Here is a 13,805-nt window from a genome sequence, read left to right as displayed (position 1 = left end):
TTTTCCTCCTCGCTTCCGGCTTACGCCTCTTGTCCTACAGTTTCATCAACGATACCCAGCTCTTCCTTGATCCAGTCGTAACCGTCCGCTTCCAGACGCTCAGCAAGCTCAGGACCACCAGATTTAACGATACGTCCTTGCATCATCACATGTACATAATCTGGTTTAACGTAGTTTAACAGACGTTGATAGTGAGTAATGATAAGGAAACCACGCTCTTCGGAACGCATAGCGTTGACACCGCTAGCCACGATTCTCAAAGCATCGATATCCAGACCGGAGTCGATTTCATCAAGAATGACAATTTTCGGATCAATCATCATCATTTGCAAAATTTCATTCCGTTTTTTCTCACCACCAGAGAAGCCTTCGTTCAGGTAACGGTGAGCAAACTCAGGGTTCATTTCAAGCTCTTTCATTTTGCTTTCCATTTGACGGATAAACTTAATCAGGGAGATTTCTTGTCCTTCTTCACGGCGCGCGTTAATCGCACTACGCAAAAAGTCGGAGTTCGTTACCCCTGCAATTTCACTCGGATACTGCATCGCCAAGAACAATCCTGCACGTGCACGCTCATCCACTTCCATATCCAGCACGTCTTCTCCATCCAAAGTTACTTTGCCATCTGTGACTTCATATTTAGGATGACCCATCAAAGCAGACGCGAGTGTACTTTTACCCGTACCGTTAGGACCCATGATGGCATGGATTTCTCCGCCCTTCATTTCGAGGTTAATACCTTTCAAAATTTCCTTGCCTTCAATGGTCGCTTTGAGACCTTCAATCTTAAAGTTTGTAGCCATATTCGCAATACCCTCCAAAAAATGTAGTGTGGTGTCGAAATCAGAAAGTATATTTAAACAGGGGAGCCCCCTGATTTCAAGTAATATTTAAAAATTTATTTATAATCATTCTAAACTGATTCTCAATGATTCTCAAGTTATTTTATAATAAATATCTTTAAGGGTGCAACCAACAGACACACGTTATCCAACTTTCTTCATAAAATGTTCACCCTACCGGGCACACAAATGGCAAAATTCATCCTGTGGTTGTTCATATAATTATAAATTTATACAATAAACATGAGATGCATGATCTCTTTTCAGCCATAAAAACGCTACTGACAGCATGACGTCAGTAGCGTTTTACATGTAGAGAGTTTATTTCAGAGCGTAACCCCATCACTATGGAGTGGAATTAAATTCACCGAACTAGGCATTAAGTGATGGAGCGAAATTCTGCCAATTAGCCCAAATAAGAGCGAAGCATCCACATATGTTTCTCCAGATCCGCTTTATAACCAATCAGCAAATCTGCAGTTGGCTGGTCGGAATTGCTTTCCGCCAGTTCGATACCTTCCTGAAACTCCTCGCATACAGTTGCAAAATCCTCGATCAAGGTTTGTACCATCTTAGGAGCATCTTCGTTGCCGGTTGCTTCCTGAATAGACGACAGCTCCAGGTATTCCTTCAACGTTGCGGAAGGAGAACCTTTCAACGCGAGCAAACGCTCGGCGATCTCATCCATTTTCAATGTCACTTCATTGTATAACTCTTCAAATTTAACATGGAGTGTGTAGAAACTGGAGCCTTTCACATACCAGTGATAGTTATGAATTTTTACATATAACACATTGAGGTTAGCGACTTGACGGTTTAAAAGTTCCTCCACCGATTTGGTTTGCGTATTTTTCGAGTTACTTGTTGTTTTAGCCATCATAAATCCCTTCCTTTTTCATCAAATTGATTTTCAGGAACGTTTACGTATCCATCACCGTCATTGCTGACGGTAAGACGCCAGCGGGCATCCTAATATCACCTGCCGGACGTCTGTTTCATATTTACCCTCTCTATACGGAGACGAAACAAAAAAAGGGTACTCCTTTCTTCCTCTTTCAATCCCCATAAAAAAAATGTACAAAACTTCAATGATTTTCGTTATACTTTCTCTATCCTATCAAAATACTTGGTTTAATATTGTGATATTTTCAAACTATTTACATGCGCACATTTTATGGAGGTGACTTCGTTGTCCCAATATCATCCTTTAACGACTGAAGAAGCAATCGAATTCGTGAAGAACATCCCCGGATTTTTTAGTCAGGAAGCCCGTTTGGAATGCCAAGAAATCGGTGATGGTAACTTAAATCTGGTTTTTCATATTACGGATTCTGAATCTAACAAGAGTATCATTGCCAAGCAGGCACTTCCCTATGTAAAAATTGTGGGTGAATCCTGGCCGCTTTCACTGGATCGTGCCCGTATTGAACGTGAGGCACTTCAGCAGGAACACCACATTTGCCCCGAATTGGTTCCTGCGGTACTGGCGTATGACGATGAGCTTGCGTTGACCGTGATGGAGGATCTTAGCTCACACACCATCATGCGCAAGGGACTAATAGAAGGAAACACCTATCCATATTTCGCTAATCATATTGGGGAGTTTCTGGCACGCACGCTCTTCTTTACCTCAGATTTGGGCATGAATCAGCAGGATAAAAAAGACCTGGTTAAACGCTTTATCAACCCGGATCTCTGCAAAATAACTGAGGATCTGATTCTGGATGAACCGTATCGGTTCTCAGATAATAACAACTATGGTGCGTACATCGAAGACGAAGCAGAGGCACTACGTACAGATCAAGTGCTTCACCTGGAAGTGGCTTTGCTGCGAGAAAAGTTTTTGACACGAACCGAAGCGCTTCTGCACGGTGACCTTCATACTGGCAGCATTTTCGTAACGACCGAATCGACTAAGGTCATTGACCCTGAATTTGCCTACTACGGACCCATGGGCTTTGATATCGGAGCGGTGATCGCCAATCTGCTGCTGAACTACGCAGCACAACCCGGATGGACCTCTGGCGAGAAGGCTCTAAAGGAAAGGCGTGACTGGGTTCTGGAGACCGCCATTCAGGTATGGGAGCAGTTTGAGCATAGGTTCCGCAAACTGTGGGACGAGCATGTCACCGATCATATGGCACGTACAGCGGGATATCAGGACTTGTATCTCCAGAAAGTACTGCAAGATACGATTGGTTTTGCAGGGTGCAAAGTGATTCGCCGTATCATCAGCCTGTCGCATGTGGCAGATATCGACACCATTGCCGATCCTGCTATCAAGGAAGCTGCGGAACGTCTGGCGTTATCTATCGGTAAATCCTTGGTTCTTCGCAATCGCGAGCTTCATTCGATTCGGGAACTGGGAGACATTGTTCGGACAGCAACAGCTGCCCAAACTAAAGGAGCTTAATGAATATGAGTGAAAAGAAAGAATCGGCGCCCGTAACCTCTGGAAAAGCTGCAGTGTCCAGTCAGGCTCTATCTTCGCTGGTGTGGAAAGGCAACTATTTGTCCATGCTGGATCAGCGTCTGCTGCCCGAAACGATTGTCATGCTGGATTTATTCACGTCCGAGGAAGTATGGGATGGCATACATGCCATGAAGGTACGCGGTGCGCCCGCTATCGGGATGGCTGCGGCCTACGGCGTTGTGCTAGGAGCTACCGCGTACGACGGCACCGACGCTGCTGGGTGGCTGGAGCATGTACACGCCGTATGCGGACATTTGGCTACTTCACGCCCGACGGCAGTGAACCTGTTCTGGGCCCTGGACCGCATGAAGAAGCGGGCTGGGGAACTCATCGTTGAAGCTAGCGGAGGTCAGGTCGAAGACTGGAATGCCGGGCTGGAGCGTGAAGCCACAGCCATTCAGGCAGAGGATGAGGAAGTATGTCGCCAGATCGGTATCCATGCTTTACCTCTGTTCGAGGACGGGATGGGCGTACTTACTCACTGCAATGCAGGCGGATTGGCGACAGCGAAATACGGAACAGCGCTCGCGCCGATGTACCTTGCGCAGGAGAACGGCATCCACCTCAAAGTATTTGCCGACGAAACCCGCCCCGTGCTGCAGGGGGCGCGCCTGACCGCTTTCGAGCTTCAGCAGGCAGGCATTGATGTCACCCTGCTCTGTGACAATATGGCGGGCATGGTGATGTCCAAAGGATGGGTACAGGCCGTTATTGTCGGCACAGATAGAGTCGCTGCTAATGGAGATGTGGCCAACAAAATCGGCACCTATAGCCTAGCTGTGCTAGCGAAGGCGCATGGTATTCCTTTTTATGTCGCTTCGCCACTATCTACCATTGATTTGCAGACCGCAACAGGCGCAGATATTCCGATTGAAGAGCGTTCTGCTGAGGAAGTTACCGAAAGCTTTGGTAAAAGGACCGCCCCGCAGGGCATCAAAGTCTACAACCCAGCTTTCGATGTTACACCTCATGAGTACATTACCGCCATCATTACCGAAAAAGGAATTGTACAAGCACCCTTTAGCGAGAACCTGACCCATTTGTTTGCCGAATAATTGTTCTTGCAGGTCATATAGTTCGTATATAATTCAAATGATTCTACTCGATAGAATAAAACTTTTCACAGAAAAAAACCGGAGCCAAAAAGTCCGGTTTTTTTTCGTTCTTGTTCCTCTACTTTTATGCAACATATGCACATAGGCTTCATTACACCAGTTTCAAAAGTGCTTCGTATCCTGGCATACCTGGCTTAATCCCCAGTTGCTCCGCTTCTGTCGTCACCGATTCCATCGGCGCTTCCAACAATTCTTTCAGCGTTTTTACCCCCACAGCTCGTGCTGCAAGAATTTTCCGATCCGCCAGCCGCTCATTGAGCAGTCCAACATCCAGTGCACCACACATGATGTAACCACGGGAGTTAGAGATAGTTAACAGCGTTGTTTTAGGCAGTTTGACCTCGACTCCGATAAATGTATGCTCACCCACTTGCACGGATTCCATGTGTATCATTGTTCTCACATGCACCTCCTCTTTGTTCACCCGGGATATTTTATGCAGCATTTGCGGGTAAGTGTGGACACTCGTGGATACACTCAAAATATCCTGGTGAATAACTACAGCTGGAGGGGCCTCTTAACTTTGGCAAAAATCAGTACAATTTAGTGTTGACAATCCAAGAAGCACTTTATTAATTCATAGCGCCTTGTGAAGTAAAGCACCAATCCCCCCGATAAGGAAAAATGTAGCTCCAATTAAAAAAACTCTTATCAAAGCCATGATAAAAATCTCCGATTCATAAAACCCCTCCCCTCTAATAATCTCATTAGACTATTTTGTTCTTCCCGTAACTTTGAGTATGTATCATACTTCATAACATTCACGTACCTTCCGTATACTTTAACCATATCACTAAGTAAGTAGCCTGATTGAAGACTCTCCTGTTTAAACCCACCTCTAAATCTTAGGTGCATGCAAATTATCTTCTTTATCAGATAAATTACTATGAAAAATGAAAAAAGCTCACTCCTATTTTATTGTTAAAGGAGCAAGCTCGGTTCGTATTATTGAAGCTACTTTATGATTCAAATGTCAACTTTTCGGGAAATATACCACCTTCTTTAACGAAGCAACGTGCCATCCGCTGTGCAGCCCTATCAAAATAAAATTTATTTGAATGACTCGGATCTGGTAAAGGTTCAATTTCAGAGAATAGCTTAGTCTCTTTGTTCAATTGAATTTTCCCCATAATGTGTTCACTTGGGCCATATCTATAAATAACTACATTCTCATCCTCATGCTCTTTAAAAAGTAAAACAAATGCTCCCATTATAAAATCTCCTCTATTCTATTTCCCATGGACGACCCGACCTTACCGCAGCTTTATGAGCAGTCTCATAGTTTGTTTTAAATATACCCTCAAATCTGGATTCAAACAATTCATGATTAAGCAAATCCATATCTTTTTCTGTTTGTAATCCTTTTTGTAATCTATCCCATGCTTGAGCTATTTCGTAATCAGAATGAAATCTGCCATAACCACTCGACTTTATATGTTCATTTATGAAAACGTGTTCTTTGATTCTTTGAACTCTACTTTCCTTCATTCCAGAATTTTCAGCTATTGCTCTTACATCACTATCAGACGCTCTGATTTGATCATACATCTCATCTGCTTCAGCTTCTCTACGAAAATATTCATCAATTGAAAGATCGTTTCTTCCACCTGTTTGTACTTCTGTTTTAGGTTCAGATTCTATTGAATTACGCAATTTCGAATTCGTATTATTCTTCGGAATCTCATACTTAATAGATGATTTCAAACCAATTTTAGGCTTGATTACTGAACTAACTCCTCCAAATAATCCAGCTGTACCGATCATATTAGCCCAGTGTTCCTTTGACCAGGCATTGTTTGGATTAAATGCCCCTTGAATCATACCTGTTACTCCAAATGTACCGAAATTGAGCATGTCATTCCATGAATCGTTTTGTTTAGCTGCCCGTACCATGTACCCTTGATACATTCCTTTTGGAATACCATATGACATATAATCTAGAAAGCTCCAGACTGAATCAAACTTTTTCTCATAGCGTACTGAGTTAGCGTCTACAAAATCCTGACCTAGTTCAGTTAAGCTATCTACTGATTTTTGGAACGCATTCCGTGTATCTGGAGCAGGAACAGCACATGAATTCGGTGGAGGTGGTAAACAACTTGCGTCAATGTTACCTGCTTCCATCAGATCTGCTAATCTGAATTTATCTGCATGGTGACGTAATTCCCTAGCAATAGAATCCGTCAAGGTAACAAAGTCATTCATATTCTTCTGAGAGGTTTGGAAGGAATAGTAAAAGTGCTCTTTAGTCAGTCCTTCCCACAATTGCCCCATAGATGAAATTTGTTGTACTAAATTACTATTCATTTGAGTTGCCGTTTGCTGGGCTAACTCAAACTGCTTGGAGGCAGTCATAAGCTGCTCAGGTGTCACTTTAATTGTTGTCATAATATACCTCTGTTTGAGTTCGTTATGACATAATAACACTATTCAAATTTATGGAAAACCATCTTAATTCCTAATTGTTATGTGAAGAGTTAATCTTTCTGCCTATGTCTAAAGGCCTTATAGTTGTAACGACAACCATATCCTGCAACTTAGGAATGAGTGTCAGAAGTTTTTATAATTATGTAGTTGTTGCTTGGTTGTGCTAATTTCTTGAGAAAATACTGAATTGTGTTTTAGGCTCGCATTCTTTTTCATGTACTAGTAGCTTCAATACTCGATCCATAAGAATATGCCCCTAACCAGATCGCCTCAACTTTCTGGCATGTATAGGGGCATTCATGTATGAACATATTTAATGAGCTGATAATTAATTCTTTGAATTTTTCCATTTTAGAAATGTATTTATGGCAATAACAATAATTAGAACGATGAGCAAAACATTTGTGATAGTAAGAGTGCTATTTAAGTTGCTCAATCTGGTTTCAATGTCCTGTAAACCTGAACTAGTTTTATCCCCTATTTCACTTATGCTAGAACTCATCCGATTTAAATACTGTACTAATTCACCTATATCCATCCAGCACACCTCCAGTCAATTATTTACAATAACATATTATTTTTATTATTTTTTATAATTATTTCAGATAGTACTATAATGAGATCGTTAACAAATTCTATTTTATGGAGTTTATTGAAAAAAGGTTCAGGGAATGTGATTTACATTGTAGGCGAGTTGAAAGTAAGTAATACGATTAAACTACAACAAACGGCTACGAAACATGTACTGTATATCAAGACTATAAGGTTGGTCTGTAACTGCTAAATTATATTCGGTAATGTCAGTATAAGTAGTGGTTCATTGGGTGAGATTTCGAATATTTCAGAAACATATTGGACACCTGTTAGTGGTGGATCTTGGAGTTTGGAAAATACACATGCTAATACCATTTCTATAACTGGTAAATTCCCTACCCAAAGGGTTCAAATTACTGGAACTGCTGTGGTTGATACTATAGAAACAGAGTCTGGTGGGGTTTCTCTAGGTGTTTTCGGTTACAATGTAGGAGTTAATGGTCAAATGAGAAAAGCAATTAGCCAAGGCTTCACATTTAGTTATGGTAGATAAACAGTCCAAAATCTAACTCACTTTAGATCCTAATACGTAGCGGTGCCAACCAGTGTCTAAATTTTGTCATTATCGGTACCGCTGTTTTTCTGCAACTTAGAGAGGTAACCCTAGATAAATATTTTCAATTCCTCACATCTTTATCGCCCTATTCATTCCTTAACATACAAAAAAAGGATAGACGGACAGTCTCGTCTAACCTTTAATTATGATTTAATATTCTCCCTTGTTTCCCATTGGTTCGTATTAGGAATGATTCCTGTTGGGTTCGTAATAAGACCCATTTTATGACTGCATTATTTCAAAGCTTTTTCATTCAAATTTCAGTTCAAGCCCCACCAATTGGATCATAGTATAAAGTAATCTGATCACTAAACTTCCAATCTGCCAGCCCTAAACTTGAAACCAACACTTGGAGTTGCCGTTGGTATAGTTGTAAATTGACTACTCATTGTTTGTGTACTTATGACTAATACTAATAAGAAAGTCGTCGTGCATAGCTTTCTAAATTATGATACTCCGTCTTGGCTTCAGCTAAGACAAATTTCTGATACCGTTCGACAATTATCATGTAACGAAGGATTGAGCGTTCATTATTAATTATAATGGATTTCCTCATACCATCTAATAAGTACCGAACTCCCTTTTCGTACTGGCCTCTGGATAAACAATATTCAGCCAATTCACTCAATATGCCAACAAGCTGATTATTAATATTTTGCTGGTCATTAGTTTGTATTCCTCCGTGATAATCATGTATGTTTGAAACTTCACACTCTAATCGATTCAGAATATCATCAACGTCTATGCTATAACGATTGGCTGCGATCATAATGTTCCATAGACCCGGAAGAATCTCATCTTTCGTCCTTGTGATAAGATCAGCATATGCAGGAAGTACCTCTCTATTGCCAGCCATCAGCTTGGTCAGGCACACATTAGCCTCACCCCACTCCTGAAATAAGTTTTTCCAGTGTTTTGTTTCTTTATCAGTCTCTTTCACCCATTCCAAATCAGCAGATTCATAGGCTGCTTGCAGTGCTAACTCATAGTTTCCTTGCTCATAGTTAGCGCCTCCAATAAGTGAATTACTGAATGTTATATAAAAAAATAACGGTCGTAAAGGCTTCTTATGTTGTTCTCTTTTTAGAGAGTGTGCTATAGAATATTGCGCTTTACCTAAAGTCCTTAAGTCCTTAGCAACTTCCTCAACCCGTTCCCATTTGCGCAATGATCGGTATACATTAGCCAAATCTACGAGGGCATCTAACTGGTCTATAGCGTCGAGTCGTTTGACAAATGACTCAAATTGGAGTGCTGCTTGTAAATTTCTTTCCTGATCGTCTCTAATCTGAATCTTGAATATGCGATATTGACAGACGGCTAAGCGTTCAGAATGCTGATACTTTTCAGATTCAGCTACACCCTCATAGAGAAGCAACGCAGCATCGTGTCGTCCTTGTTCATATAAGCTTTCCGCAATTTCGAATAACTTTGGCGAATAGAGAAGATTATCCATGATGGCTCCCACCACTCGACGAATTGAATCAAACTTATCCAGCTCTACACAACGATATAAAAATGGCTTGATTCGCCTCATATTTGGAGGTGTGTCGATGATGTAGTTTTCTATAAATAAATCATAAAAGTGACCTTCTGGTAAACCCATGCCCTCAGTCATTAGGTCAAGCTGATTAACAGACATAGATTTGTTTCCTGACACTATGCTACTTATTATTCCCCTATTCATCCCTGTAATTTGTCCAAATTGCGATAGGTTTAAGCCTTCTTGTTTTAGATATTGTTCCAATTCTGCTCTAATCGTGGGTGTAATTTTCATCTATAAACCACCCTTTCAGCGTGAACTTACAATACGATGCATAGCTAAAATTATTATGTAGTTGTGAAACAAGTAGTAAAATACCCTAACGATTTTGATTGTACCATCTTTTGGTACAAAATCATATACTTTTCATATATGTAGTTAAGATACCTTTTAGGATAGTTTACGATGATTTTATGATTAAGGGTATCGTCTTTATGCATATGTATAATTTATTTAGAAAATCATAATACAACTCATCCAATACAAAGTTACCAGATTGTGTAGCTGTGTTTATATTTTATTGTAATCTATCGGTATATTCGGCTTAGAATTAATGTGTGAAGCAGACCAACAACCTTCTGTAAAATTGAATACACACCTTTTCATATTGAATAACTTCGAAAAAAACTCACTCTTTTGATGGCAAATTGTAGTTTCTTGCATAAGCATCCACATTGTCAAGGCAAGGATTCTCATATGTCTCAATTGCGTCATGTTTATAACGATATTAAGTTACTTGAATACGTCTTATAAACTCTCTTTATCTCTGTTCAAATATCCCTTATTCTCTACTTCAATTACATAAATCGAAATATTTTTCATTGCAGTTTCCTTTGTTTTATAATCCATTAAAATAACGATTGGTCTTAAATTTGAACGTCGACCAATCTAAATTTATGAACTATAATATTTATAAAAATACTGAGGTGGAACTAATTACACAAAAATATTATCGTTATAATTTTGCCATCGAGAAGTTACCTTTAACAAAGACTGATTACGAAACAATCGATTATGTCGCTTTAACTATCAAATCAATATCTTTAAGTTTCGATACTTCCAAAATTGGCGAGTTTCCAGGAAACCTCGTTTTCTTCTCAATGGATCAAGATAAAAAAATTGATGTGGATTATGTTGGAACCTCTGACAATTTACAAAGGCGATTAGAAGAACTTTTTACACATCCTAAAATCAAGGAAAAAATAAAGAATTCAATTCTCGCTTTTGCTTACGAGCCATCTAGAAGTCTTCGCTACAGAAACCGAAACTTGCTAAATATACTTCAAACGTGTAATGAAAATCAATTAGCTTAATATCTGTGAGCAACCTCAACGGTTGCTCTTTTTATAAACTAAATATTTATCGACTCTCCAATTTGTTAAATCTCTTTTTCGCTATACTTTAATCTATTTAAATAAAATTTCTGAGTATGCTTCATATATATAAAAATTGTCGTTCTCAATAAAGAGCTTGAAATGAATCTGTTTTGGATCTCTCCCAATCTTTTCTCTAATTGCTCCGAGAAAAAACCCCATATTCTCCTTAACATGCTTCTCAAGATGCATTACTTTGTTATGGTAATAATCACCATCTGTAAGTGCTCTTACACTTGTTCCACCTACTGAATACCCCCCACCAATTGGTCCATACACTGCACCTTTTTCGGCTTCAAAAAAGTATGTTCCCCCCATATTTCGAAGCTCTTTAACAAATTCGTCTGAAATGGGATCATCAAGTGTAAAAGCTTCATCAACTTTAAAATGTTTTATGGTTTCAGGCCAATTATAATGCATTATCTGTACTAACTTCTGATTACTAAAAGATTTGTGATCCATCACATCGATTAGATAAGCATTTTCTTCATCAAAACGTGCGTAAAGAAGAAAATTATATAATTGAGAAACTCTAGGATTTCTTTGAACAAAACCATCTTTTTCAATTAAAGTACCAAGATGAAGATGGTGTACTCCCCAATCATTAAGTAACTGATCACTATAATTAATATCCTTTATTTTTCTACTAAGATGAGGAATAAGTTCTTCCCCTTTTTCAATCTTTCCAATAATTAAATCCATACCTCCCCTTAGAGAAGCTGGGCAATTTAGCTCTTTTGAAATGTGTACCTTTCTTGGCTTCGGACGAATTGCACGATTAAGCCAGTTGAAATAATAATAAGCCAGTTTTTTTTCAGGAATATCTATGTAATCTTCCTTCTGAAGAGTTGGTAATTGTTCTAACTGGAGTTTTATAAACTTAATCCAATCAGCATGAAAATCCAATATGAGCTCAAAGTTAAAAGGTGCTATCATTAGACTACCTCCATTTTATAATTGTAATAGTATAAATATTACATATAAAACGAAAAAAACCTAGTTACAAAATTGTATTACACAATCATATAGAGTCAAAAAAATAACTTCAGTGTGGAAGTGGATGTGCTAGGGGCAATTTTGGAAATTTAATAGGCGTTTTGGATGTAAAATACCCCCGTCCTTTTTATTGTACCTGCTAGTATTGATCAGCAAACATAACAAAGAAACCTAGACATAATCATCTAGGCTTTAAACACATGAACAATTTATCCTACTTGTTTCTGTTGCTCATATTCTTTAACTCTACGATAAAACGTTCTGTTTTTCATACCTAGTTCTTTCATTGCCTCCACAGCCTTGATTGCTCCAGATTTCCATTTGTCATATACACGAGCAAATTCAGCTGTGATCTCCTGCTTAGGACGGCCAAATTTCACCCCTGCTGCTTTGGCTACCTCTATCCCTTCACTCTGTCTTTGCTTATTTTTTAACCTTTCCTGTGCAGCTACGTATGCAAGCATACTTAAGAATTGATCCTCTAAAAGTTTTCCTAAATCACCCATTGTTTTGAATTTGCGACTATCAAATAAAGTTTCATTATCCAGACATATAATGTCTGCTCCAACTTCCCGCGTAATGTATTTCCATTCATCTATAATACCATCATAATCTCGACCTAGTCTGTCCAGTGCATCTATGTAAATTAAATCACCCTCACGAATCATTAACCGCATTGCCTGATAGCGAGGTCGGTTAAAATTCTTCCCACTTAACTTGTCCACAAAAATATATCTTTCATCAATTTTCAATTCTCGAAACTTTACTAGTTGTCGCTCTGGATTTTGATCCTTAGCAGATACTCTACCATAAGCTAGTTTCAATACATTTACACTCCCTTATTCCAATGATGTGCCAAAAAGTATACACAATTCATGTCATGTGACTAAATTCATTATACCACTTTTTGACACACTTAAACAGGTATCTTTTTAATATGTCTAAAAGCATACTTTATGACATAGTGTTGAAAAAGACCTTGGCTAAATTGAGCATAATAAAAAGGGCAACCGAAGTCGCCCTAGATATTCCAATTATACAGCTTAACTTTTCAAATGCTTTAGTACACAAATCTATTTACTGTCTTCTTCCTTGATGTAAGTAGCGTCATATTGAATGATTGCTTTAGTTTCATCAGTAGCCTTTGAAACGTCGTAGACTACTTCATCTTGATTGAATTTATCTTCATCATGGAGAGATTGCGGTTTTTTTATAAATAATCCATCTTTAGTATAAATTTTATCAGGATGATTAAGTTCTTCTAATACACTATCAGGGACTATTGCTTTTGTAACGCCCTTCATTTCTTCAGAAGCATCGTCACTAGCAAAAATATTATTACCAATAACTACAGCAAACGTAACAGTAAGGGCAGCCAACCCCAAAAATTTCAATTTAGCCTTCACTTCTTCCCTAACCCTTCATTAATTAATTTGCATATCCATTCCCAGAAATTTTAATCGGGTAACCAGACCCATCATTTCCGGAATGATTTCCAATTAGCAAATAAACTGGATTGAACTCTAGAGATGCATCGTTGCCTGTTATACCTAAGTTAGTGTGCGAAAAGTTGGTCGTGGTGACTATTGATAATAGTGTGAAAAAATTAACTCGTTTTTCCTAACTGTGAAAACGCCATCTTATAAGCCACAAACGTAATAATTGCGTAGATAAAACCATATAGAAGCCAAGCATCTATATTAACTGCAATGGTTTCTAAATTAGTGGCAATAAATATAAGAGGCAGTAACAAGGCTAGTATTAATCCTAAGTAGATGTTTCCTTTGAAATAGGCGAAACATACTCCGATCAAGATTGCCAGAATGGGGCAAAATATAAAAGTAGGGAGGAGGGGATTAAGTTTTGGAAATAACCAATAAATCATA

The 13,805-nt window shown here is 38.9% G+C and carries 14 protein-coding genes; 4 read left to right on the top strand and 10 right to left on the bottom strand.

What is annotated here, in order from left to right; translation table 11 throughout:
• Positions 1-20 precede the first annotated feature (20 nt).
• A complete protein-coding gene (gene sufC / locus KAI36_RS08180; protein ID WP_013309552.1) occupies positions 21-803 on the bottom strand; it encodes a Fe-S cluster assembly ATPase SufC in 783 nt (260 codons plus the stop codon).
• A gap of 445 nt (positions 804-1,248) precedes the next feature.
• On the bottom strand, positions 1,249-1,719 hold the full coding sequence (locus tag KAI36_RS08175) for a Dps family protein (protein ID WP_013309551.1): 471 nt from the start codon (positions 1,717-1,719) through the stop codon (positions 1,249-1,251).
• 312 nt (positions 1,720-2,031) lie between these two features.
• Here KAI36_RS08175 and mtnK point away from each other — a divergent pair, with 312 nt between their 5' ends.
• Complete coding sequence (gene mtnK, locus KAI36_RS08170) at positions 2,032-3,255, top strand: S-methyl-5-thioribose kinase (protein WP_025719240.1); 1,224 nt, start codon at positions 2,032-2,034, stop codon at positions 3,253-3,255.
• Positions 3,256-3,260: 5 nt separating this feature from the next.
• Positions 3,261-4,370, top strand: a complete 1,110-nt coding sequence (gene mtnA, locus KAI36_RS08165) for an S-methyl-5-thioribose-1-phosphate isomerase (protein ID WP_103744408.1) — start codon at positions 3,261-3,263, stop codon at positions 4,368-4,370.
• Positions 4,371-4,521: 151 nt separating this feature from the next.
• On the opposite strand, the gene KAI36_RS08160 is transcribed toward mtnA, so the two are convergent.
• The 3 genes from KAI36_RS08160 to KAI36_RS08150 form a co-directional block, all read right to left on the bottom strand.
• A complete protein-coding gene (locus KAI36_RS08160; protein WP_023987881.1) occupies positions 4,522-4,824 on the bottom strand; it encodes a YunC family protein in 303 nt (100 codons plus the stop codon).
• A 565-nt stretch (positions 4,825-5,389) separates the two neighbouring features.
• Positions 5,390-5,641, bottom strand: a complete 252-nt coding sequence (locus tag KAI36_RS08155) for a hypothetical protein (RefSeq protein ID WP_025723989.1) — start codon at positions 5,639-5,641, stop codon at positions 5,390-5,392.
• A gap of 13 nt (positions 5,642-5,654) precedes the next feature.
• Positions 5,655-6,818: a WXG100 family type VII secretion target gene (locus KAI36_RS08150; protein WP_103744409.1), complete on the bottom strand. Its 1,164-nt coding sequence runs from the start codon at positions 6,816-6,818 to the stop codon at positions 5,655-5,657.
• Positions 6,819-7,740: 922 nt separating this feature from the next.
• Between KAI36_RS08150 and KAI36_RS08145 the strand changes: the two genes are divergently transcribed.
• On the top strand, positions 7,741-7,944 hold the full coding sequence (locus KAI36_RS08145; RefSeq protein ID WP_103744410.1) for a hypothetical protein: 204 nt from the start codon (positions 7,741-7,743) through the stop codon (positions 7,942-7,944).
• A 475-nt stretch (positions 7,945-8,419) separates the two neighbouring features.
• Here the strand turns inward: KAI36_RS08145 and KAI36_RS08140 are convergent, their stop codons facing one another.
• Entirely contained in the window at positions 8,420-9,784 is a 1,365-nt protein-coding gene (locus KAI36_RS08140; protein WP_103744411.1) for a transcriptional regulator, read from the bottom strand.
• Positions 9,785-10,446: 662 nt separating this feature from the next.
• On the opposite strand from KAI36_RS08140, the gene KAI36_RS08135 reads away from it, so the two are divergent.
• Complete coding sequence (locus KAI36_RS08135) at positions 10,447-10,863, top strand: hypothetical protein (protein WP_146088513.1); 417 nt, start codon at positions 10,447-10,449, stop codon at positions 10,861-10,863.
• A gap of 93 nt (positions 10,864-10,956) precedes the next feature.
• Here the strand turns inward: KAI36_RS08135 and KAI36_RS08130 are convergent, their stop codons facing one another.
• From KAI36_RS08130 to KAI36_RS08115, 4 genes are all read right to left on the bottom strand, one after another.
• Positions 10,957-11,859 carry a hypothetical protein gene (locus KAI36_RS08130; protein ID WP_220027469.1) on the bottom strand — a complete coding sequence of 301 codons (903 nt, stop codon included), beginning with the start codon at positions 11,857-11,859 and terminating at the stop codon, positions 10,957-10,959.
• 269 nt (positions 11,860-12,128) lie between these two features.
• The gene (locus KAI36_RS08125; RefSeq protein ID WP_103744413.1) at positions 12,129-12,743 is read right to left on the bottom strand and encodes a recombinase family protein; all 615 of its coding nucleotides are present in this window, start codon (positions 12,741-12,743) and stop codon (positions 12,129-12,131) included.
• 249 nt (positions 12,744-12,992) lie between these two features.
• Positions 12,993-13,325, bottom strand: a complete 333-nt coding sequence (locus tag KAI36_RS08120; protein ID WP_103744414.1) for a hypothetical protein — start codon at positions 13,323-13,325, stop codon at positions 12,993-12,995.
• A gap of 200 nt (positions 13,326-13,525) precedes the next feature.
• A complete protein-coding gene (locus KAI36_RS08115) occupies positions 13,526-13,804 on the bottom strand; it encodes a hypothetical protein (RefSeq protein ID WP_103744415.1) in 279 nt (92 codons plus the stop codon).
• Position 13,805: the final 1 nt, after the last annotated feature.

Origin of the sequence: Paenibacillus sp. S02, from assembly GCF_019454065.1 — a bacterium.
Taxonomy (GTDB): domain Bacteria; phylum Bacillota; class Bacilli; order Paenibacillales; family Paenibacillaceae; genus Paenibacillus; species Paenibacillus polymyxa_B.
The sequence above is the reverse complement of the archived record's forward strand: the minus strand, read 5'-3'. Positions and strand labels throughout refer to the sequence as shown.